Here is a 20625-nt window from a genome sequence, read left to right as displayed (position 1 = left end):
TCCGCCGGATGTCACCTCAGCGGGGGCCGGACACCTCGCCCAGGTCACCCACCGTGATCATGAGCCACCCTCCCGGCCGATTCGTCTCGGTCAGCGATCCAGGATCGCGCGAGCCGCCTCTCGCACGACCCGCGCTTTCGGGCGGCCGGCGTCTGAAGCAGCCGATACGGACAGTCCTCGCCGAAACGACACCCGCCTCCTTACAAAATGCCCATTTTCCCATCGCGGCGCTATTCCCCGGACAATTGCTTGAGCGGCAACGGCACATGACTTAGCCTTGCGTTGCAGCGACTGGCACGTTCCGACGCCGGCTTTCCCTCAACCCCGGAAACCGACCAGTACCTGAATCCCAGCCGGAGGCGGCAATGACGCGACAGCACACACGACTCGAAGACTTCCGGGTCGTTGGTGAGCGGCTCCGGAACTGGGGGCGCTGGGGCCCCGAAGACGAACGGGGCACCATCAACTTCATCACCCCGGAGCGGCTGGTGGCCGCCGGACGCCTCATCCGCCGGGGAGCGATCTTCGACCTCGGCATCCCGTTCGACAAGAGCGGCCCGCAGGACGGCGCCTTCCGGAGCAACCCCCTGCACATGATGACGGAGACCGGCGCCGGACAGGACTTCCCCGGTGGCTTCAAGTTCGCGGACGACTACGTCCTCATGCCACTGCAATGCGCCTCACAGTGGGACGCCCTGGCCCACGTTCACTACGACGGCCTGCTGTACAACGGCTTTCCCGCCGACGGCATCACCACGAAGGGCGCTGAGCACTGCTCCATCGAGAAGCAGGCCAAAGGGATCGCCGGACGCGGCGTACTCCTCGACATCGCCGCGCTCAAAGGCGTCGACTGGCTGGAAGCGGGAACCGTCATCGAGCCGGAAGACCTCGACGAGGCGTGCGAGAGACAGGGCGGCGTCGAAGTCGGCACTGGCGACATCCTCCTGGTCCGTACCGGCTGGCGCCAGAAGTTCCTCAGCGAGGGCGATCCGGCGGCGTTCATGGCGGGCGAACCCGGTCTCGGGCAAGCGTGCTGCGCCTGGCTGCACGAGCGTGAGGTGGCGGCCGTCGGTTCGGACAACTGGGCGATAGAGGTGCTGCCGGGAGAGTCACCGGACGTGTTCCTCGCCGTGCACATGATCCTGATCCGCGACATGGGTATGTCTCTGGGGGAAATCCTTGATTTCGAGGAGCTCGCCGAAGACTGTCACCGCGATGGGGTCTGGGATTTCTTCTTCGCGGCTCCGCCCCTCAAGATCACGCACGCCATAGGGTCGCCGATCAACCCGATCGTCATAAAATAGGACGGCGAATCCAGGCATTTCTTGATATGCATCCCCAGCCACCTCGATGAGAAGATGAATAAACCGCGACCTCCGTTTCTCTTCAGGGCATTCAGCGACATGGAGCCGATATGAAGCCTTTCCGCGTCGAAATCCCACAGGCGGACCTGGACGACCTGAACCGCCGGATCAGCACCACACGCTGGCCGGAGAACCTGCCAGGTGAAGGCTGGACCCGGGGTGTGCCGACGGCCTACCTCAAGGAGCTGGCCGAATACTGGCGCACCTCGTACGACTGGCGCGCCGCGGAAGCGCGGCTGAACCGATTCCCGCAGTACATCACCGAGATCGACGGAGCGAACGTGCACTTCCTGCACGTGCGATCGCCCGAGCCCGACGCGACACCGCTGCTCGTCACCCACGGCTGGCCCGGCTCCGTCGCCGAGTTCCTCGACGTCATCGAGCCACTGACCGATCCGCGGGCCAACGGCGGCGACCCCGCCGACGCCTTCCACCTGGTCATCCCGTCCATTCCCGGCTACGGGTTCTCCGGCTCGACACCGGGCGCGGGCTGGGGCCTCCCCCGGATCGCGGGTGCGTGGGTCGAGCTGATGCGACGGCTCGGGTACGAGCGGTACGTCACGCAAGGCGGCGACTTCGGCGTCCCGATCTCACTCATGACCGGCATGATGGACGCCGAGCACGTCGCCGGAGTCCACGTCAACATGCTCCCCACCACCCCCAGCGGGGAGCCGGGGGAACTCGACGGCCTGAACGAACGCGACCAGGCCCGCCTGGCACAGTCTCAACGTTTCTACGACGACCTGTCGGGAACGATGAAGCTCCACTCGACGCGGCCGAACACCGTCTCCTACGCCCTGACCGACTCGCCGGTCGGGCAGCTCGCCTACATCGCCGAGAAGTTCAAGGACTGGACCGATTCGGCGGAAGCGCCCGAGGACGCGGTCGACAAGGACCTGTTGCTGACCATCGTCACGATCTACTGGCTGACGGCGACCGCGGGCTCGTCGGCCCAGACGTACTACGAAAGCGTCGAGCAGCTTCCGATCAACGCGCAGGTCGGCCGTTTCCCGCCGCTGCCCGTCCCGCTCGGAGTGGCGGTGTTCCCCCACGCCGCCTTCGTGGCCATCCGCCGCTTCGCCGAACGCGACTTCCCGTCGATCATCCACTGGACCGAGTACGACCGCGGCGGGCACTACCCAGCGATGGAAGAGCCGGACCTCTTCATCGACGACGTACGGATCTTCGCCCGAGCACTGAAGAAGGCTTGACAGCACACAAGAGAGGCCCCGCGGACACACATCCACGGGGCCTCTCGAGCAACGGAGCCGGCTTTACCAGCCGCGCTCGGAAAGGCGGTGAGGCTCAGGAACGTCGTCGACGTTGATGCCGACCATCGCCTCGCCGAGGCCGCGCGAAACCTTCGCGATGACGTCCGGGTCGTCGTAGAACGTGGTGGCCTTGACGATCGCCTCGGCGCGCTGCGCCGGGTTGCCGGACTTGAAGATGCCGGAGCCGACGAACACGCCTTCGGCGCCGAGCTGCATCATCATCGCGGCGTCGGCCGGGGTCGCGAGGCCGCCCGCGGTGAACAGCACGACGGGGAGCTTGCCCTTCTCCGCGACCTCCTTGACGAGGTCATATGGCGCCTGAAGTTCCTTCGCCGCAACGTAAAGCTCGTCTGCGGGCAGCGAGGAGAGGCGACGCAGCTCCGCGCGGATCTTGCGCATGTGCGTGGTCGCGTTCGAGACGTCGCCTGTGCCGGCTTCGCCCTTGGAGCGGATCATCGCCGCGCCTTCGTTGATCCGGCGCAGCGCCTCACCGAGATTGGTCGCACCACAGACGAAGGGCACGGTGAAGGCCCACTTGTCGATGTGGTTCTCGTAGTCGGCCGGGGTCAGCACCTCGGACTCGTCGATGTAGTCGACGCCGAGCGACTGCAACAGCTGAGCCTCGACGAAGTGGCCGATGCGGGCCTTCGCCATGACCGGGATCGAGACGGCCTCGATGATGCCGTCGATCAGATCCGGGTCGCTCATCCTGGCGACGCCGCCTTGCGCGCGGATGTCCGCGGGGACCCGCTCGAGCGCCATCACCGCGACGGCACCGGCGTCTTCGGCGATCTTCGCCTGCTCGGCGGTGACCACGTCCATGATCACACCGCCCTTGAGCATCTCCGCCATCCCGCGCTTGACCCTGGCGGTGCCGGTGAGCGAGGTGGTGGCCGTGTTCGTGGAGTCGTCAGACACTGCTGGACCTTTCGGAAAGCGCACGAGGTGGGGTGACGCTTCCGAGGGTAGGCCGCTTTTGGACCTCTCAAGCAGGCCAGTTCGCAGCGATTTCAGCAGTCCACTGAGTGATCTCGCCCGCAATTAGTCCTCTGGTTGCGGTAGTTGCACGCGCAACTACCGCAACCAGAGGACTAATTGCGAAGGGGGGCTAGCGCGCCAGGCCGACCCCCGGACAGCTGCCGGCGGGCAGCGCACAGCCCGCCGCCAGGGCCTCGTACACCTGGCCCAGCACCGCGCCCGCCCCGACCGCCGCCCGGCCGGATCTCGACCGCGTTCAGCCGGGAAAGATCGACGACGAGCCCTTTGTCCACAATGGAGTACCCGGCGCAGCTGTGCCCACCCGACCGAGCCACGATCGGGATCCGGTGCCTTGCCGCGAAATCGACGCGCCGCCGGACGTCGTCCTCGTTCGCACATACTGCGACACCGTCAGGCATTCGATGGTCGTGAAGGCTGAAAAACCCGAGCCGCGCTTCGTCGTAACCGGGGTCACCGGGCCGGAACAGTTCACCCGCCAGGTGGGCACGCAGTCGCTCCCACGGGCCACCACCCTCGGGAACGCCACCGGTACCGCGGCCAGCGCCGGAACCGCGCCTGCCAGTCGCAGAATCGTCCGCCTGCCGAGCTCCATCGCTCATCCCCCACCGTCGGAGTCACCTCCGGGTGTCCGCCATCGAGCATAACGGCGGGTCGACATTCGGGGGGTCCCTCGCCGGTCGCCTTGCCGCGACGGCCGTCACGGGTGTGTGATCGAGGACACACCTGTTCGCGGCGTCGTGTGGTGAGGAGACCGGCATGGCCGACAAACAGAGCAAGAACGGAGACTCCGGGGCCGCCGTCGCTGTGGCCGACCCGGCGAAAGTGCGCAACGTCGTCCTGGTCGGCCCGTCCGGCTCCGGCAAGACGACGCTCGCCGAGGCACTGCTCGCCGCGTCCGGCACGGTGACGCGGGCGGGCTCCGTCGTGGAGGGCACCACGGTGTGCGACCACGACCCCGCCGCGGTCCGGCAGCAGCGGTCGGTCGGCCTCTCGGTCGCGCCGGTGCTGCACCAGGGCCACAAGATCAACCTCATCGACACCCCCGGATACGCCGATTTCGTCGGCGAACTGCGGGCCGGGCTCCGTGCCGCGGACGCGGCGCTGTTCGTGGTCTGCGCGGCGGAGGGCGTCGACGCGGCCACGATCGCGGTCTGGGACGAGTGCGCGGCGGTCGGGATGCCGAGGGCGGTCGTCGTCTCCCGGCTCGACCACCACCGCGCCGACCCCGAAGGCGAGATCGCGGCCTGCCAGGCGGCCTTCGGTGCCGGCGTCCTGCCGCTGTACCTGCCCGCTCGCGACGGGCTCGTCGGGCTCATCACGCGCCGCTACTTCGACTATTCGGCGGGCTTCCCTCCCACGGTCGGCGAGCCGGACGGGAACGAACTCGCCCGGATGACCGAAGCACGCAACGAACTGATCGAAGGGGTCATCGCCGAGAGCGAGGACGAGTCCCTGATGGACCGGTACCTCGCCGGTGAGGAGATTCCCGAGGACACCCTGATCGCCGATCTCGAGACCGCCGTCGCCCGCGGGTCCTTCCATCCGGTGATCCCGGTGTGCGCGACGACCGGCGTCGGGCTCGCCGAAGTCCTCGACGGGATCGTGCGCGCGTTCCCATCGCCGCTGGAGCACGTCCCGCCGGAGGTCACTTCGCCCACCGGCGAACCGCACGCGGGTCTCCGCGCCGATCCCGACGGCCCTCTCGCCGCCGAGGTCGTCCGGACAGCGGTCGATTCCTACGTCGGCCGGGTGTCGCTGGTGCGGGTGTTCTCCGGGACGCTTCGCCCGGAACGCCCGGTACACGTCTCGGGCCACGGCCTCGCCGAACGCGGGCACGAGGATCACGACGCCGACGAGCGGGTCGCGCATCTGTACTCGCCGCTCGGCGTGAACCTGCGCGAGGTCCCGTACTGCGTGGCGGGCGACCTCTGCGCGCTCACCAAGGTCGCCTCGGCGGAAACGGGTGACACCGTCTCCTCGCCCGAAGACCCGCTGATCATGAAACCGTGGACGATGCCGGAACCGCTGCTGCCGGTCGCCGTCATCGCGAAGACACGCAGCGACGAGGACACGCTGGCGCGCAACCTTTCCCGGCTCGTCGCGGGCGACCCGACACTGCGGCTGGACCGCAACGCCGAGACCAACCAGCTCGTGCTGTGGTGCATGGGCGAGGCGCACGCCGACGTCGTGCTGTCGCGGCTGCGCGCGGGAGGCGCCGACGTGGACACCGAACCCGTCCGCATCAGTCTGCGTTCGACCTTCGCCGGGCCGGGTCGTGGCCACGGGAGGCACGTCAAGCAGTCCGGTGGTCACGGCCAGTTCGCCGTTTGCGACATCGAGGTCCAGCCGCTGCCGCGGGGTTCGGGGTTCGAGTTCGTGGACAAGGTCGTCGGCGGTTCGGTGCCGCACCAGTTCATCCCGAGTGTCGAAAAGGGAGTCCGGGCCCAAGCGCAGCGAGGGCTGGTCGACGGCCATCCGCTGATCGACATCCGGGTGTCCCTCGTCGACGGCAAGGCGCACAGTGTCGACTCGTCGGACGCCGCGTTCCAGACGGCGGGCGCGCTGGCGCTGAGGGAGGCGGCCGCTGCCGGGAAGATCGCGTTGCTCGAACCACTCGATGAGGTGGCGGTGCGGCTTCCGGACGAGCACCTGGGCACTGTGCTGGGTGATCTCTCGTCCCGGCGTGGCCGCGTTCTGGGCACCGAATCGGGTGAGGGCGGCCGCACGGTGATCCGCGCCGAAGTGCCCGCCGCGGAACTATTGCGCTACGCGATCGACCTGCGTTCGCTGACCTCGGGCACGGCGACGTTCACTCGCAAGCACGCCCGGTTCGAGCCGATGCCGGAAGGAGCGATGGCCCTCTAAACCCAGACCCCGCCCCGCCGCCACCCTCAACGGACAGGCTGCGCCTGACTGCTGAATTCGAAACCGCCTGGACGCCCGTTCCGGTCGGCCAGCAGCCCGGCCAGGATCGCGACGGCGATCTCCGGCGGCGTACGCGAGCCGATGTTCAGCCCGACCGGGCGATGCACCCGCGCGATCTCGGCGTCCGGAACGTCCAGTGCCTTGAGCGCGACCACATGCGGGCCGGCGTGGCGCGGGTTGCCCAGCACGCCGACCCACCGGGCCGGGCGGTCCAGCACGGCCCTGAGCGCCTCGCCGAGTTCTGGCCGGTCGTGATCGGTGACGACCACGTCGGCGCCCGCGCCGAGTTCCGGCACGGTCGAGACGGCCTCGATGCCGTACCCGACGTCGGTCGCCCGCGCGCCGTCCGGCTCGAACAACACCGTCGTGTACCCGAGATCCTTGCCGTAGCGCAGAAGAAACGACGCGACCGGCGTCGCGAAGACGGCCACCAGCTTCCGCTCACTCATGGATTCGTTCCTCCTACAGCTCGGGCTCGGCGATCTCGAAGTACTCCGGGAGCCGGGCGGTACCGGCGAGGCCGAAGTAGCGGACCTTCCGGCGGCGGCGCAGATGCAGCGTGTCACGGACGGCGTCGTTGTGCACCCGCCGCGCGATGACGACGCGGTGCTCGGCGTCGGTCAGTTCCTCGGCCATCGGTGGTGGCAAGGTCGTCCGGTCGACGCGCGCCAGCCGCAGCGTCAGTTCGCTCTCCTCGGCTTCGCGATCCGGGCGCCGGGCGTGCTCGGCCCGTTCGGCCAGCGCGCGCAGTTCTTCGTCCGCCAGGATCACCGCGGCCGCCCTGGCGACGACGGCGCGGCGCGCGAGGGCGGCGTCGAGAGCCGCCCAGCCCGCGTCCGTGCGGACGTGCAGCCGGTCCAGCCGGTTCGCCGTCGCGAGCAGGAACAGCCCGCCCAGCACCACGATCGCGGCCAGCAGGCCGCCGAGCCACACCCAGGCCGTCATCGGCTGAACTCGCGTTCGCCCGCGCCGACCCGCCGGGGATCGGCGGCGATCGCCGCCTCGTAAACCCGCAGGACCTGCGTGGTGATGACGGACCAGTCGAACATCGCGACCCGCTCGCCCGCGGCCGCCGCCAGCGACGCCCGCCGCGCCGGGTCACCGAGCAGCTCACGCAACCCGTCGGCCAACGCCACCGGGTCACCGGTTTCGGTCAGCATCCCGGCCCTGCCGTCGTCGAGGACCCGGCGGAACGAATCCAGTCCGCTCGCCAGCACCGGGGTGCCCGCCGCCATCGCCTCGGTGAGGATCATCCCGAAACTCTCCCCGCCCGTGTTGGGCGCGCAGTACACGTCGGCGCTGCGCAGGGCGCGTGCCTTCGTCTCGTCGTCGACCTGGCCCAGCAGATCGATGTGCGGTGCCAGGTCCGGGCCCGCCTCACGCCGGAGCTGGTCCGCGTCACCCCCGCCGACGATCAGCAGCCGCAGGTCCTCGAAGTCCGGCAGCAGGATCCGCAGCGCCTCCAGCAGCACGCTCATCCCCTTGCGGGGCTCGAGGTACCGCCCGACGAAGCCCACCGTGCCGCCCGCTCGCGGATAGCCGTCCAGCGGGAGCGCGCGCGAGAAGAAGTCGACGTCGACGCCGTTGGGCACCTCGACCGCGTCACCGCCGGCGTGCTCGACCTGGACCCGGCGGGCCAGCGCCGACACCGCGATCCGCGCGGTGATCTTCTCCAGCAGCGGCCGCAGCACCGGCTGGAACGCCGCCAGCGTGCGCGAACGCGTCGTCGCGGTGTGGAAGGTCGCCACGATCGGGCCGTCCGCGACCTTCAACGCCAGCAGGGAAAGACTCGGCGCGGCGGGTTCGTGCAGGTGCAGGACGTCGAACTCGCCATCACGGATCCACCGCCGCACCCGTGCGTAGGACACCGGGCCGAACTGCAGCCGTGCGACCGAGCCGTTGTACGGGATGCCGAGCGCCTTCCCGGCGGGGACGACGAAGTCCGGGACGTCGGAGTCCTCGTCCGCGGGCGCGAGCACCGAGACCTCGTGCCCGCGCGCGAGAAGTGCCTTCGCGAGAGCGATGACGTGTCCCTGCACCCCGCCCGGCACGTCGAACGAGTACGGGCAGACGATCCCGATCTTCATGCCCCGCGTCTGAGCCATCGGCTCAACTCGCTTCGCCGAGGTTGGCCTGTTCCCCGGCTTCGAAATCGGAGAGCCAGAACTTCTGCATCATGTGCCAGTCCGCCGGATGCGCGGCGATGTCACCGGCGAAGATGTCCGCCAGCGCCTGGGTGGCCGCCGGGACCTCGGACCGGTTCGTGACCCGGATCCGCGGGTGCAGCCGGATCTGCCAGCCGTCCTCGGTGAACCAGCAGCCCGCCGGGATCAGCGCCGCACCGGTGGTGGCGGCCAGCCGGGCCGGGCCGCCGGGCATCCGGGTCTGCTCGCCGAAGAACTTGACCGGCACCCCGGAAGTCGTCAGGTCCCTGTCCCCCACCAGGCAGATCGCCTTGTTCTCCCGCAGCCGCTTGAGCAGCACGCGCATCGCGGAGCTGTCACCGGTCAGTGGCACGATCTCGAATCCGAGGGATTCCCGATAAGACACGAACCGCTGGTACAGCGATTCGGGTTTCAGCCGCTCCGCGACCGTGGTGAAGCCGCCGAGGTAGTCCGCCAGCCAGACGCCCGCCGCGTCCCAGTTTCCGCTGTGCGGCAACGCCATCACCGCGCCGTTGCCCTCGGCGAGAGCGGCGTCGAGGTTCTCGACCCCGGTGATCGACTGGGAGACCTTGCGGCTGACCTCCTTGTGATCCATCGAAGGCAGCCGGAACATTTCGTGCCAGTACCGAGCGTAGGACCGCATCGCGCGGCTGGTCAGTTCGTCGAGTTCGGCATCGTCCGCCTGCGGCACGACCCTGGCGAGATTGCTCCGGAGCTGGCGCACCGCACCGCCGTCCCGCCGGACGGCGAGGTCGGCGCCGAGGCCGAAGGTCACCGCGCCGATCTGCTCCGGCAGCCAGCGCGCGAGCCGCCAGCCCGCCGCGTAGCCGAAGTCGCCGAGCCGCTGGGAGTACCCGCTCATGACCCGCCTTCCGTGACGGGTGGCCCGGCCGCCTTCGCGGCCCTCGCCGCCTTGGCCACCGCGGCCGTCCGCTGCAGCAGGGTGATCACCGAAAGCACCGCGAGCAGCCAGAGCGTGATGTCCACGGTGTACGGAACGCCCAGACCGTGCAGCCCGGTTCCCACGAGGGCGATGATCAGCCGCTCCGCGCGTTCGACGAGCCCGCCGTCCGCCTCCAGCCCGGAGGCCTCGGCGCGGGCCTTGACGTACGAGATGACCTGCGCGAGCACCAGGCAGATCAGCGCGGCGGCCGCGGCGGGCCGGTTGTCGTCGTGGACGAAGCACCACCACGCGATCGCGGCGAACAACGCGCCGTCGACCAGTCTGTCGCAGGTCGCGTCGAGGACGGCCCCGAACGCCGTGCCGTACCCGCGGGCGCGGGCCATCGCGCCGTCGAGCAGGTCCAGCATCGCGAAGCCCCAGACGGTGAAGGTGCCCCACAGCAGCATGTCGTTGGGGAAGAACGCGAGCGCGCAGAGCACCGCCCCGGCCGTGCCGATGACGGTCATCGCGTTCGGGGTCAGACCGGCGCGCACGAGCACCTTCCCCAACGGGTCGGTGACGCGGGAAACGGAGGCGCGCGCGAAAATGTTGAGCATCGGTTCTTCAGGTGCACCTAAGCAGCAGGGTCGGATGGTGCCCGAAGCCTATCCACCCGCACCGACGCCCGTCGTCGCGCCTGCCCCTGGACCGGCTTTCCCTCAGTCCGCTTTGGCCAGTTCGGCCGGGTCCTCCAGGTCGGCGAGAGCGTCTTCCCGCAGCGCGAGTTCCGCCTCCGCGGCGGCACATTTCGGCGACAGCCGCCCCAGCACGGCGGCGCTGATCTCCCCGAGCGCTTTCACCTGTTCGGGGGTCAGCGGGTCGAAGAGGCTCTCGCGGACGGCCTCGACGTGCCCGGGCGCGGCCTTCTCCAGCGCGGCGAAGCCTTCGGCGGTGAGCACAGCCCAGGAACCACGCTTGTCGGCGGGGCAGGACTCACGGCGCACCCAGCCGTTCGCCTCGAGCCGCGCGACCGCGTGCGAAAGCCTGCTTCGTGACGCCTTGCGCGCGTCGGCGAGTTCGCTCATCCGCAGCCGACGGCCCGGCGCCTCGGACAGGGCGACGAGTACTTCGTAGTAGGTGTGGGGCATGCCCGCCTCGTGCTGGAGCTGGCCCTCCAAATGCGCTTGCAGCATCCGCGTGGCCGCGGAGAAGTCGCGCCAGGTTCTTTGCTCCTCGTCGGAGAGCCATCGGGGTTCGGACATGTCACTCATTCTACCCCTGGTTGAGCGCTCAACCAAACTGCGCTACAGTCGTGGTTGAGCGCTCAACCAGCCGAGGGTTCACCACAGACAGATCACAGACTTTGGAGATCGACTTAATGACCACCACCGAAATCCCGGGCTACGTCGCAGGCAAGTGGACCGTCGACACCGCCCACTCCGACATCGCCTACACCGTGAAGCACCTCGGCCTGGCGAAGTCCCGCGGCAACTTCACCGCCTTCACCGGCGAGGTCGTCACCGCCGACAACATCCTCGACTCCACCGTCACCGTCGAGATCGACGCCTCGTCGGTCGCCAGCGGTGTCGACGGGCGTGACACGCACCTCAAGTCCGAGGACTTCTTCCACGTCGACGAGCACCCGGTCATCACCTTCCGCTCGACCGGCATCCGCGAGGACGGCGGCGACTACGTCATCGACGGCGAACTCACCTGGCGCGGCAAGAGCGTCCCGGTCTCGCTCGAAGCCGAGTTCAACGGCATCGGCACCAACCCGGCCAACGACAACGCCACCACACTCGGCGTCTCGGCCACCGCCACCGTGAACCGCCGCGACTTCGGCATCGGCCCCGAGGGCAACGCCTTCCTGTCCGAGAAGGTCAAGATCGACATCGAGCTGCAGGCCGCGCTCAACGCCTGAGTCACGCTTCGGCCGGGTGGGCCGGTTGGGCCGTGAGTGCCTGGCGCAAGTAGTCCTCTAGTTGCGGTAGTTGCGTGTGCAAGGACCGCAACTAGAGGACTACTTGCGCCAGGCACCTACCAGGCATCCGCCAGCAGCTGCCGCGTCTCCCCCAGCAGCTGCGGCAAGACCTTCGTATGCCCGATCACCGGCATGAAGTTCGCGTCGCCGCCCCACCTCGGCACCACGTGCTGGTGCAGGTGCGCGGCGATCCCCGCGCCGGCGATCACACCCTGGTTCATCCCGATGTTGAACCCGTGCGCCGACGAAACCTCCCGGATCACCCGCATCGCGTGCTGGGTGAACTCGGCGACCTCGACGGTCTCCTCCGGCGTCAGGTCCGGGTAATCCGCGACATGGCGGTACGGCACGGCCATCAGGTGACCGGGGTTGTACGGGTACAGGTTCAGTACCGCGTACACGTTCTTCCCGCGCGCGAGGATCAGCGCGTCCTCGTCGCTCTTCTCGGGGAGGCGACAGAACGGACAGCCTTCGTCGGGTTTCTTCGAGCCCTGCACGTAGGCGAGGCGGTGCGGGGTCCACAGGCGCTGCAGCGCGTCCGGGACCCCTACTCCGTCCTGTCCGACGACTTCAGGGCCATCGGGGCCCGTCACCGGAGGACCGTCTCCAAGCCCGCCACCGTCGGCGAGGAGTTCTCGCGACGCTGGACCCAACCGGTGATCGCCTCGACCGCGTCGGCCACCGGGATGCCGTTGATCTGGCCGCCGTCACGGAACCGGAACGACACCGCGCCCGCCTCGACGTCCTTCGCGCCAGCCAGGAGCATGAAGGGTACCTTCTGCGTGGTGTGGGTGCGGATCTTCTTCTGCATCCGGTCGTCACTCGCGTCGACGTTGACCCGGATCCCCTTGGCCCGCAGCGCCTTCTCGACCCCGCGCAGGTGCTCGACCTGGTCCTCGGTGATCGGGATGCCGACCACCTGGACCGGCGACAGCCACGCCGGGAACGCGCCCGCGTAGTGCTCGGTCAGCACACCGAAGAACCGCTCGATCGACCCGAACAGCGCGCGGTGGATCATCACCGGACGCTGACGGCTGCCGTCGCCAGCGGTGTACTCCAGCTCGAACTTCTCGGGCAGCATGAAGTCCAGCTGGATGGTCGACATCTGCCACGTGCGACCCAGCGCGTCCTTGGCCTGCACGGAGATCTTCGGCCCGTAGAACGCCGCGCCGCCCGGGTCCGGCACCAGTTCGAGCCCGGAGTCCACGGCGGCGGTGCGCAGCACCTCGGTCGCCTCGGCCCACACCTCTTCGGATCCGATGTACTTCTCTTCGTTCCGAGTGGACAGTTCGAGGTAGAAGTCGTCGAGACCGTAGTCGCGCAACAGGTTCAACACGAAGTCCAAAAGGGACTTCAGCTCACCGGGGACCTGCTCCAGGGTGCAGAAGATGTGTGCGTCGTCCTGCGTCATGCCCCGGACGCGGGTGAGTCCGTGGATGACACCGGACTTCTCGTAGCGGTACACCGAGCCGAACTCGAACATCCGCAGTGGCAGTTCCCGGTAGGAACGCCCGCGTGAGCGGAAGATCAGGTCGTGGAACGGGCAGTTCATCGGCTTGAGGTAGTAGTCCTGGCCCGGCTTGCGGACCGAACCGTCCTCGTTGTGCTCGGCGTCGAGGTGCATCGCCGGGTACATGCCGTCGCGGTACCAGTCGAGGTGGCCGGAGGTCTCGAAGAGCGCGCCCTTGGTGATATGCGGGGAGTAGACGAAGTCGTACCCGGCCTCGACATGCCGCCGGCGCGAGTAGTTCTCCATCTCCTGCCGGATGATCCCGCCCTTGGGGTGGAACACGGGCAGCCCCGAGCCGATCTCGTCGGGGAAGGAGAACAGGTCCAGCTCGACGCCCAGCTTGCGGTGGTCGCGGCGCTCGGCCTCGGCGAGGCGCTCCAGGTAGACGTCCTGCGCCTCGGCGGATTCCCATGCGGTGCCGTAGATCCGCTGCAACTGCGGGTTCTTGTCGTCGCCGCGCCAGTACGCCGCGGCGACGCGGGTGAGCTTGAACGCCGGGATGAACTTGGTGGTCGGCACGTGCGGTCCGCGGCAGAGGTCGCTCCACACGCGCTCCTTGGTGCGCGGGTCGAGGTTGTCGTAGATGGTCAGCTCGCCGCCGCCGACCTCCATGATCTCGGAAGTGTCCACATCGGACTTGATGTCGACGAGTTCGAGCTTGAACGGCTCGTCGGCCAGTTCCTTCTTGGCCTCGTCGACCGAGTCGAAGACGCGGCGGGAGAACTGCTGCGAACCCTTCACGATCTGCTTCATGCGCTTTTCCAGCGCCTGCAGGTCTTCCGGGGTGAACGGGGTGTCGACGGCGAAGTCGTAGTAGAAGCCGTCCTTGACCGGCGGCCCGATGCCGAGCTTGGCCTGCGGGAACTGCTGCTGCACGGCCTGGGCGAGCACATGGGCGGCCGAGTGACGGATGACGCTGCGGCCGTCTTCGGTGTTGGCGGCGACGGCCTCGACCTCGACCTCGGACTCCGGGGCCCAGGCCAGGTCGCGGAGGTTGCCCTCGGCGTCGCGCACGACGACGATCGTGTCCGGCCCCTTGGTCGGCAGACCTGCCTCTCGGACCGCGGCGCCCGCCGTAGTGCCCGCCGGTACCACCACGCGCGAGGCGGTTGCGGCTGCTACTGACGACGGCTGGGACACGATGGACTCCTCGCGGTGAAAGCGGATGGTTCCCGTGATGTTAGTCGTCACGTGCGGCGCGACTCACGCGCATTACCCCTAACCACGCGTTGGCCTCCTTCTCATTGGAAGGAGGCCAACGCGTTTCGAGCGACGGGTCAGATGGTCTCGACGACCTCGTCGAAGTCCAGCCGCGGCAGGCGGTCGAACCAGGGGTTGTCACCCGGCTTGCCGACGTTGATCACGACGAGGGACTTCCACGACTTGTCCGCGAAGAACTCCTTGTCGACGCCTTCGCGGTCGAAGCCGGTCATCGGACCGGCGGCCAGCCCGGCGGCGCGGACGCCGATGATGAAGTAGCCGACCTGCAGCAGCGCGTTGAGCTTGGCGACCTCGGTGCGACCCGCCTCGTCGGCGAACAGGTCCTTGGCGCCGGGGAAGTGCGGGAACGTCCGCGGCAGATGCTCGTGGAACTCGGTGTCGGCGGCCAGCACGACGGTCACGGGCGCGGCCTCGGTCTTCGCGCGGTTGCCCTCGGACAGCAACGGGGAGAGGCGCTTCTTGCCGTCTTCGGTCCGGATCACCAGCGCGCGCAGCGGCTGGTTGTTCATCGACGTCGGGGCCCACTTGACCAGTTCGTAGATCGCGCGGAGCTGCTCGTCGGTCACCGGCTCGGCACTGAAGTTGTTCGCGGTGCGGGCCTCGCGGAACAGCAGGTCCTGCACGTCCTGTGGGAGGTTCAGGGTTACGGCCGACTCAACGCTGGTGGTCATGGGTGGATCTTCCTTCCGTACGCTTCCAGTTACTCGGCTCAACCTGGTTGAGCGTTGAACTATTTCTCGTTCAACTATCCGGATGTGTGCGGTCGATCACTATCGGGAGGTCAGTAGGCCCCTCGCCCCTGCACCACGGCCCGGAAGGTCTTCCAGAGGATCACCAGGTCCAGGGCGAGCGACCAGTCCTCGACATAGCGCAGGTCGAGACGGATGCTCTCGGCCCAGCTGAGGTCGCTTCGACCGCTGACCTGCCAGAGCCCGGTCAGGCCCGGCTTCACCAGCAGGCGACGGCGCGCGTCGGGGGCGTATTTCGCGGTCTCCTCCGGCAACGGCGGACGAGGGCCGACGAGGGACATACGCCCGCTCACGACGTTGAGCAACTGTGGCAGTTCGTCGAGCGAGTACCGGCGAAGCATGCCGCCGACCCGCGTGATCCGCGGATCCTCCCGCATTTTGAACAGTGGTCCCGCGCCTTCGTTGTCCGCCTGGAGTTCCTGCTTGAGCTTGTCGGCGTTGGTGACCATGGTGCGGAACTTCAGCATCGTGAACGTGTGGCCGTCGCGGCCGACACGGCGCTGCCGGTAGATCACCGGACCGCGGTCGTCGAGCTTGATCGCGACCGCGATCGCCAGCAACAGCGGGGAAACGAGGGTGAGGATCAGGGCGGAGCCGAACCTGTCGAGCACTTCCTTGACCAGACGGCGGCCACCGGTGAACATCGGCGCGCTGACCCGCAGCAGTGGCATGCCGAGCACGCCGGAGACGTTCAGCCGGGGACCGGCCACCTCCATCAGCATCGGGGCGACCACCATCTCGGCGGAGGTGCCTTCGAGGTCCCAGGCGAGGCGCTGCAGGCGTTTCGGGTTCCAGTGCTGGTCCGCGGTCACGGCGACCACGCGGTAGCCGCCACGGCGGACATGGCCCGCGAGGTCGTCGAGCTTCCCGACGACCGGAACGCCTTCCACCTCACCGCTCCCCCGCTCCGCGCCGGCGCCGGAGTACGTGCAGACCGCTTCCACCCGCCAGCCGACGTGCGGGTCGGCCTTGGTGCGGGCGATGAGATCGGCGACCGTGTCGGCGCTGCCGGCCGCGAGCACCGGCAGCAGGCACTCACCGAGCCGTCTGCGCCGGTGCAGCACCTGTCGCAGCGCGTACCGCTGCAGGAACATGAAGACCGAGATCATCGGGACGACGATGAAGACCCACGGTTGCACGGCGAGCGCGCCGAAGAGCAAGCCGCCCAGCGCGACGAGGACCGCGGTGGCCACCAGACCTCGCCCCAGCGTCCGGTACTCCTCCGCGCCTTCGCCCAGCACGCGAGGACTCCAGGCGCGACAGACCGACAAGCCGAACAGGAACGCCGCCGCGGTACCGAGCGCGTGCATGTCGTGCGGATCGGATCGATCGATCAAGAAGGCGCTCATCACGATGAGTGCGAAGGCGGTGAAAACGTCACTACCGATGACCCAGGCACGGTAGCGCGATTCCCAAGCCGCGTACGGCGGCCGCGCCGACGTCGTGTCGACCGCCGCGGCGATGCCCGCACCCCTTTGCGGGGGAAGCGGGATCGACTGAAGGTCGATGTGCTGCGGCGTCCCGTTAACGGTGGACGACGGCCGCACCGACTCTTCCATCAGACCTCCCGGATTGGGGATTCCCGAACGCCGGATCAACACGCTGAGTAAATGAGAGTGATTTCGAAGAGTGATCGATTCTCAAGGTCCCGCAGCGGCCGATGGGGCGACACACGACAAGGTATCGGCCACTCTCCGGCCATCGTTACAAGGATTTCCAGCCACGCCCTGCGCGACCTTCCGGCAAATGAATGACCTGTTGATAACAAGATGATGACGATGCGTAATAGATCGTATCCTCCGAACAACTACGCAAAGTAGTCACGAATTCCCGGCCTTCCCGGCCACTTGGAGCACAGCGCACCCGAACGGCCGAACAGCCCCGAAAACTCCATAGTGGACGGTCCGGAAAAGTCGATCTCCGACCGGTCCACTGTGGATTTCACCCCCTGGGAGCAGCACGGCCCCAGAGGCGCGCTCACCTCGTCCCGACCTACCTTGTCAATCGGTCACGGGAGTGGCGTTTCGTCACATCACGTCAGCATCACGGCGACCCCGCAGCCAGAGCCGGACGAGTGAGCCGCTCCTCCGTGCTCCGCATCACTTCCACCATGGTCTAGACCTCCTAGGAGGGCACGGCGTGCCGAGGATCACAATGTTGTCTCGATGGACCTCTCATGTGACGTTTTCGTCGCGCGACACCAAATTTCCGGCGAATGTCCACACCGGCCGGACCGGCCCGCTGTGGAGATGTCCGATCCGGTGATCCCGGCCATCCCTTTCGTACCGGGCGAATTCAGCCGGGCAGGCGGGCCTGCCCGCGACGGTAGAAGTACCGCCCCCACATAACCCGCGTCCGACCTGGGGATCGAATGCCGCCGGACGGCTGCCCGCCGACACCGTCCGAGAACGAATCAAGGCCCCGGACCGAGTGGTCCAGGGCCTTCATCCGGTGGGCGATACTGGGATCGAACCAGCGACCTCTTCGGTGTGAACGAAGCGCTCTCCCGCTGAGCTAATCGCCCGCTCGCGGTGTCCGGCAGACACTACCCCACGACTTTAGGGCGCCTGCAAACGGGTGGTTCGTCCCGACCACACTCCGCTCACCAGCAAATACGGAGCGAACAACCACGAGCTAGCCGGGGTTGTCGAGGCCAGGGGGCGCCTGCGACCCGTTTCGACATTCATGCGACGGTGCTATCGCGTGACGACTAAACCGCGCAGTATGTACATGTGGACTGCCTGCAGGGCGCATGTAGGGCTGCGCGTCGCGCGGGTGATGATGGGGTGGCGGAGTATGGATCCGGGGTCCGATGACCCCGTCCGGGTGATCTGCGGCAAAACCGCGTTCCGATCAGCCGGCCGATACGTCACATCATCGCCACTCGGTTCGACCGGGCCGGGAAGGAGACGAAGGGTAGGACGATGCGCAACGATCACGTGACGCTCCGCTCGACGGCGGTGTTCGACCTCCTGGCGCCGCGGACACCCGCGGTTCCGGTCAAGGTGGAACTGCGATACGACACACGCGACCCTTACGCGGTCGTCGCTGCCTTCCGCACCGGCCGCGCCGGCTGGGTCGAGTGGGTGTACGCCCGCGATCTCCTCGCCGACGGCCTCCTGGCCGACGCGGGCGATGGCGACGTCCGCATCCGCCCCTCCGTCGAAGATCCCGAGTCCGTCCTCATCGAACTGAACTCGCCCTCCGGGCACGCCATGTTCGAGGCATCCGCTCAGGAGCTGGCCGACTTCCTCGACCGGACCTACGACGTCGTGCTGCCAGGCAACGAGCACCTGTGGGTCGACGTCGACGACGCATTGACCCACCTCATCCCCAACGATCTGACCTGATGACGGGCTTGCGAACAGCAAGTGGCACCCCGGTTGCAAAGCCGCTTTCAGGGTCGGATAGTGTTCACACACACCACGGCGACGAGGTGAGAGACGGAACCGCGAGGGTCTGACCTCCCACCTGGACCGAGGATGTGCGGATGTAGCGCAGCTGGTAGCGCATCACCTTGCCAAGGTGAGGGTCGCGGGTTCGAATCCCGTCATCCGCTCGGAAGGCCTTCCAGGGCCTGACACGGTGGAGTGGCCGAGAGGCGAGGCAACGGCCTGCAAAGCCGTGTACACGGGTTCGAATCCCGTCTCCACCTCGCGCGATTAGCTCAGCGGGAGAGCGCTTCCCTGACACGGAAGAGGTCACTGGTTCAATCCCAGTATCGCGCACCAACTGTTTTCGCACGACGGAAGCCCTGTTCCTCCTCGGAGGAGCAGGGCTTCCGTCGTTCAATGGCAATGAAATGGCGATGACCTTCGGGCCGTCTCGAGTCGCATGTCACCGAACGTGGCATGCAGGTGCGGGAACCACTCCCCCAGCTTCGTCCGCTCACTCGGGGTGAGGGCGACCAGCGACCCGATCCAGCGGGTCTCGAGCGCTTGCAGAATCTGGCGGCGCATCAGCGGAGTCACGTGTCGTAGACCCTCGCGATGCCCTTCATCTTCTGACCCAGCCGCCCCCGGCGGGCGACTTCGGGGATGCCGTCCTCGGCCATCCAGGTGCTGTGACTGTGCCGTCCTTCGTGGAAGGTGAAGGTCAAGCGTTTCCGGTGGCAACACGCGAGCGAGTTCGGTCACAGATGGAACCTTTCCGAGTCGCCGTCAGCGACCCCGTCCCGGTGGATTGGACCGATCGGACGGGACCGGCCACCGTTGTCGACGTGGTGCGGGTCGCGGCGAAGGATCCGGCTCGCCGGTCAGGCACAGTGGTGGCCAACCTCGGTGCGGGCAACAGCACGGCCGCGATCACCGGCCCGCGGTCGGCGCCGATTCAGAGCTGGCTCGATCAGCTCACCAAACGGCTGGACGTCGTGGTGTTCGACCCGCGCGGGCTCGGCCGGGACGCCGGGCGGATCGAGTGCCCGCGCTCTCCGGCGTCGATCCTCGGTTTGGTGCGCGGGCAGGATGAGGCCACGTGGCGGGCGCACGCCAAGGAGAACGCGGCGTACGACGCCGGGTGTCGTCAGGCCGCCGGACCGGCGTTCGCGGGCCTCAACTCCTGGCAGATGGCGCATGATCTGGACGCCCTCCGCGCGGCACTCGGCGAGGAGAAGCTGCGGTACTTCGGCAATTCCTACGGCACCACTTACGGGCAGGCGTACGCCGAACTGTTCGGAGCGCGGCTGGAGCGGCTGTACCTCGATGGTGTCGCCGACCACACGCAGGCCCGGCTCGTCGACTGGTTGTCCGACCACGCCCCAAGCGCAGGAACAGCAGTTGTCGCGCTTCCGCGATTGGTGTGCGCGAACACCGTCCTGCGCGCTGTACGGCGTGGACGCCGCAGCAGCCTGGGACGACCTCGTCGCGTCGGCCGGCCACTTGACCGGTGACCTGTTCGCCGGCGCGCTCGTCGGCATGAACCCACCTCGGTGGCCGGATCTGGCACGGGCCATCGCGAAAGCGCGAGCCGGTGACTTCGGCGACTTTCGCACCGTGCTCCAGTACCCACCGAATGGTCCGACCGGATCCGTGCAAAGCGCGACCCTGTGCCACGACTTCGTGCCGGCATTGCCCGGTTACCACCGATTTCTCCGGATCGAACGACAGCTGAAGGCCATCGCCCCGCGCTTCGGCTGGATCGAAGGCCGCTACCAACTCGGGCGCTGCGTCGGCATCCCCGGGGAGCCCGCTTACCCGCCACACCCGCTTTCGGCGCCACACTCACCGCCCGTCCTGGTGACGATCGGCGAACTCGACAACAACACTGGCCATCTCGGGGCGGCACACGTCGCGTCGCAGTTCCCTCGGGCGCGCCCGGTCCGGCACGGCGACGGACATGCCGCCTACCTGCTGGGCAACACCTGTCTCCGCCGCCACGGAAACGCCTATCTCATCGACGGCACCCTGCCCGCGCCCGGCACGGTCTGTCCCGGCGAGCTCGCACCGTGAACCTCCCCGATTTTCCGTCGATCAAGACGCCGGTCGTCCGGCGACAGCGCACTCAGTCGACTACACGCGTGGACGCTGCCCGGACTCCCCGTGCGCTACACCGACTTCGC

The 20625-nt window shown here is 68.0% G+C and carries 20 protein-coding genes and 4 tRNA genes; 10 read left to right on the top strand and 14 right to left on the bottom strand.

Features of this window, described 5'->3' with window-relative positions; translation table 11 throughout:
- Window positions 1–365 precede the first annotated feature (365 nt).
- Together ACM6LR_RS22380 and ACM6LR_RS22375 are read left to right on the top strand one after the other, a co-directional pair.
- The gene (locus ACM6LR_RS22380) at window positions 366–1304 is read left to right on the top strand and encodes a cyclase family protein (RefSeq protein ID WP_414940361.1); all 939 of its coding nucleotides are present in this window, start codon (window positions 366–368) and stop codon (window positions 1302–1304) included.
- A 110-nt stretch (window positions 1305–1414) separates the two neighbouring features.
- Window positions 1415–2575 carry an epoxide hydrolase family protein gene (locus ACM6LR_RS22375; RefSeq protein ID WP_414940360.1) on the top strand — a complete coding sequence of 387 codons (1161 nt, stop codon included), beginning with the start codon at window positions 1415–1417 and terminating at the stop codon, window positions 2573–2575.
- Between the two features lie 63 nt (window positions 2576–2638).
- On the opposite strand, the gene pdxS is transcribed toward ACM6LR_RS22375, so the two are convergent.
- Together pdxS and ACM6LR_RS22365 are read right to left on the bottom strand one after the other, a co-directional pair.
- Window positions 2639–3553 (bottom strand): pyridoxal 5'-phosphate synthase lyase subunit PdxS, encoded by a 915-nt coding sequence (gene pdxS / locus ACM6LR_RS22370; RefSeq protein WP_414940359.1) that lies wholly within the window; start codon window positions 3551–3553, stop codon window positions 2639–2641.
- 173 nt (window positions 3554–3726) lie between these two features.
- Window positions 3727–4032 (bottom strand): FAD-binding oxidoreductase, encoded by a 306-nt coding sequence (locus ACM6LR_RS22365; protein ID WP_414940455.1) that lies wholly within the window; start codon window positions 4030–4032, stop codon window positions 3727–3729.
- Between the two features lie 358 nt (window positions 4033–4390).
- Here ACM6LR_RS22365 and ACM6LR_RS22360 point away from each other — a divergent pair, with 358 nt between their 5' ends.
- Entirely contained in the window at window positions 4391–6499 is a 2109-nt protein-coding gene (locus ACM6LR_RS22360) for an elongation factor G-like protein EF-G2 (RefSeq protein WP_414944437.1), read from the top strand.
- A 26-nt stretch (window positions 6500–6525) separates the two neighbouring features.
- Here the strand turns inward: ACM6LR_RS22360 and ACM6LR_RS22355 are convergent, their stop codons facing one another.
- The 6 genes from ACM6LR_RS22355 to ACM6LR_RS22330 all read right to left on the bottom strand — a co-directional run bounded on the left by ACM6LR_RS22355 (window position 6526) and on the right by ACM6LR_RS22330 (window position 10869).
- On the bottom strand, window positions 6526–7008 hold the full coding sequence (locus tag ACM6LR_RS22355; RefSeq protein WP_414940357.1) for an XdhC family protein: 483 nt from the start codon (window positions 7006–7008) through the stop codon (window positions 6526–6528).
- A 13-nt stretch (window positions 7009–7021) separates the two neighbouring features.
- Window positions 7022–7504: an NUDIX hydrolase gene (locus ACM6LR_RS22350; RefSeq protein ID WP_414940356.1), complete on the bottom strand. Its 483-nt coding sequence runs from the start codon at window positions 7502–7504 to the stop codon at window positions 7022–7024.
- Window positions 7501–8646, bottom strand: a complete 1146-nt coding sequence (locus ACM6LR_RS22345) for a glycosyltransferase family 4 protein (protein WP_414940454.1) — start codon at window positions 8644–8646, stop codon at window positions 7501–7503. Before ACM6LR_RS22345 ends, ACM6LR_RS22350 begins: the two co-directional genes overlap by 4 nt.
- Window positions 8647–8668: 22 nt before the next feature.
- Window positions 8669–9586, bottom strand: coding sequence for a phosphatidylinositol mannoside acyltransferase (locus ACM6LR_RS22340; protein WP_414944436.1), 918 nt, complete (start codon window positions 9584–9586; stop codon window positions 8669–8671).
- On the bottom strand, window positions 9583–10224 hold the full coding sequence (gene pgsA, locus ACM6LR_RS22335; RefSeq protein ID WP_414940354.1) for a phosphatidylinositol phosphate synthase: 642 nt from the start codon (window positions 10222–10224) through the stop codon (window positions 9583–9585). The genes ACM6LR_RS22340 and pgsA overlap by 4 nt, the downstream gene beginning before the upstream one ends.
- A 102-nt stretch (window positions 10225–10326) precedes the next feature.
- A complete protein-coding gene (locus tag ACM6LR_RS22330) occupies window positions 10327–10869 on the bottom strand; it encodes a MarR family winged helix-turn-helix transcriptional regulator (protein ID WP_414940353.1) in 543 nt (180 codons plus the stop codon).
- Between the two features lie 116 nt (window positions 10870–10985).
- Here ACM6LR_RS22330 and ACM6LR_RS22325 point away from each other — a divergent pair, with 116 nt between their 5' ends.
- Complete coding sequence (locus tag ACM6LR_RS22325) at window positions 10986–11528, top strand: YceI family protein (RefSeq protein ID WP_410600830.1); 543 nt, start codon at window positions 10986–10988, stop codon at window positions 11526–11528.
- A 116-nt stretch (window positions 11529–11644) separates the two neighbouring features.
- Here ACM6LR_RS22325 and ACM6LR_RS22320 read toward each other — a convergent pair whose 3' ends face one another.
- From ACM6LR_RS22320 to ACM6LR_RS22300, 5 genes are all read right to left on the bottom strand, one after another.
- Window positions 11645–12181: an HIT family protein gene (locus ACM6LR_RS22320; protein WP_414940352.1), complete on the bottom strand. Its 537-nt coding sequence runs from the start codon at window positions 12179–12181 to the stop codon at window positions 11645–11647.
- Complete coding sequence (thrS, locus tag ACM6LR_RS22315) at window positions 12178–14238, bottom strand: threonine--tRNA ligase (protein ID WP_414940351.1); 2061 nt, start codon at window positions 14236–14238, stop codon at window positions 12178–12180. Before thrS ends, ACM6LR_RS22320 begins: the two co-directional genes overlap by 4 nt.
- 137 nt (window positions 14239–14375) lie before the next feature.
- Window positions 14376–14990, bottom strand: a complete 615-nt coding sequence (locus tag ACM6LR_RS22310; protein ID WP_414940350.1) for a malonic semialdehyde reductase — start codon at window positions 14988–14990, stop codon at window positions 14376–14378.
- Between the two features lie 110 nt (window positions 14991–15100).
- The gene (locus ACM6LR_RS22305) at window positions 15101–16627 is read right to left on the bottom strand and encodes a sugar transferase (RefSeq protein ID WP_414940349.1); all 1527 of its coding nucleotides are present in this window, start codon (window positions 16625–16627) and stop codon (window positions 15101–15103) included.
- An 893-nt stretch (window positions 16628–17520) separates the two neighbouring features.
- Window positions 17521–17592: transfer RNA gene (locus ACM6LR_RS22300), tRNA-Val, on the bottom strand.
- Window positions 17593–17992: 400 nt separating this feature from the next.
- Between ACM6LR_RS22300 and ACM6LR_RS22295 the strand changes: the two genes are divergently transcribed.
- From ACM6LR_RS22295 to ACM6LR_RS22280, 4 genes are all read left to right on the top strand, one after another.
- Window positions 17993–18418, top strand: a complete 426-nt coding sequence (locus ACM6LR_RS22295; protein ID WP_220241370.1) for an SsgA family sporulation/cell division regulator — start codon at window positions 17993–17995, stop codon at window positions 18416–18418.
- A 136-nt stretch (window positions 18419–18554) separates the two neighbouring features.
- A tRNA-Gly gene (locus tag ACM6LR_RS22290) sits at window positions 18555–18627 on the top strand.
- A gap of 25 nt (window positions 18628–18652) precedes the next feature.
- A tRNA-Cys gene (locus tag ACM6LR_RS22285) sits at window positions 18653–18723 on the top strand.
- Window position 18724: 1 nt separating this feature from the next.
- Window positions 18725–18799: transfer RNA gene (locus tag ACM6LR_RS22280), tRNA-Val, on the top strand.
- A 236-nt stretch (window positions 18800–19035) separates the two neighbouring features.
- On the opposite strand, the gene ACM6LR_RS22275 is transcribed toward ACM6LR_RS22280, so the two are convergent.
- Window positions 19036–19167 (bottom strand): hypothetical protein, encoded by a 132-nt coding sequence (locus ACM6LR_RS22275; RefSeq protein ID WP_414940348.1) that lies wholly within the window; start codon window positions 19165–19167, stop codon window positions 19036–19038.
- A 39-nt stretch (window positions 19168–19206) separates the two neighbouring features.
- Between ACM6LR_RS22275 and ACM6LR_RS22270 the strand changes: the two genes are divergently transcribed.
- Both ACM6LR_RS22270 and ACM6LR_RS22265 read left to right on the top strand, forming a co-directional pair.
- The gene (locus ACM6LR_RS22270) at window positions 19207–19956 is read left to right on the top strand and encodes an alpha/beta fold hydrolase (RefSeq protein ID WP_414944435.1); all 750 of its coding nucleotides are present in this window, start codon (window positions 19207–19209) and stop codon (window positions 19954–19956) included.
- Window positions 19898–20515 (top strand): alpha/beta hydrolase, encoded by a 618-nt coding sequence (locus ACM6LR_RS22265; protein WP_414944434.1) that lies wholly within the window; start codon window positions 19898–19900, stop codon window positions 20513–20515. The genes ACM6LR_RS22270 and ACM6LR_RS22265 overlap by 59 nt, the downstream gene beginning before the upstream one ends.
- The last annotated feature ends 110 nt before the right edge of the window (window positions 20516–20625 follow it).

Source organism: Amycolatopsis sp. cmx-11-32, assembly GCF_047608695.1.
In the GTDB taxonomy this organism is placed as follows: Bacteria; Actinomycetota; Actinomycetes; order Mycobacteriales; family Pseudonocardiaceae; genus Amycolatopsis.
This window is presented reverse-complemented; position numbering and strand designations above follow the sequence as displayed.

Coding starts and splice junctions, on each gene's coding strand:
- ACM6LR_RS22380 (WP_414940361.1), top strand. CDS start 366: ATGACGCGACAGCACACACGACTCGAAGACTTCCGGGTCGTTGGTGAG.
- ACM6LR_RS22375 (WP_414940360.1), top strand. CDS start 1,415: ATGAAGCCTTTCCGCGTCGAAATCCCACAGGCGGACCTGGACGACCTG.
- ACM6LR_RS22365 (WP_414940455.1), bottom strand. CDS start 4,032: ATGCCTGACGGTGTCGCAGTATGTGCGAACGAGGACGACGTCCGGCGG.
- ACM6LR_RS22360 (WP_414944437.1), top strand. CDS start 4,391: ATGGCCGACAAACAGAGCAAGAACGGAGACTCCGGGGCCGCCGTCGCT.
- ACM6LR_RS22355 (WP_414940357.1), bottom strand. CDS start 7,008: ATGAGTGAGCGGAAGCTGGTGGCCGTCTTCGCGACGCCGGTCGCGTCG.
- ACM6LR_RS22350 (WP_414940356.1), bottom strand. CDS start 7,504: ATGACGGCCTGGGTGTGGCTCGGCGGCCTGCTGGCCGCGATCGTGGTG.
- ACM6LR_RS22345 (WP_414940454.1), bottom strand. CDS start 8,646: ATGAAGATCGGGATCGTCTGCCCGTACTCGTTCGACGTGCCGGGCGGG.
- ACM6LR_RS22340 (WP_414944436.1), bottom strand. CDS start 9,586: ATGAGCGGGTACTCCCAGCGGCTCGGCGACTTCGGCTACGCGGCGGGC.
- pgsA (WP_414940354.1), bottom strand. CDS start 10,224: ATGCTCAACATTTTCGCGCGCGCCTCCGTTTCCCGCGTCACCGACCCG.
- ACM6LR_RS22330 (WP_414940353.1), bottom strand. CDS start 10,869: ATGTCCGAACCCCGATGGCTCTCCGACGAGGAGCAAAGAACCTGGCGC.
- ACM6LR_RS22325 (WP_410600830.1), top strand. CDS start 10,986: ATGACCACCACCGAAATCCCGGGCTACGTCGCAGGCAAGTGGACCGTC.
- ACM6LR_RS22310 (WP_414940350.1), bottom strand. CDS start 14,990: ATGACCACCAGCGTTGAGTCGGCCGTAACCCTGAACCTCCCACAGGAC.
- ACM6LR_RS22305 (WP_414940349.1), bottom strand. CDS start 16,627: ATGGAAGAGTCGGTGCGGCCGTCGTCCACCGTTAACGGGACGCCGCAG.
- ACM6LR_RS22295 (WP_220241370.1), top strand. CDS start 17,993: ATGCGCAACGATCACGTGACGCTCCGCTCGACGGCGGTGTTCGACCTC.
- ACM6LR_RS22270 (WP_414944435.1), top strand. CDS start 19,207: ATGGAACCTTTCCGAGTCGCCGTCAGCGACCCCGTCCCGGTGGATTGG.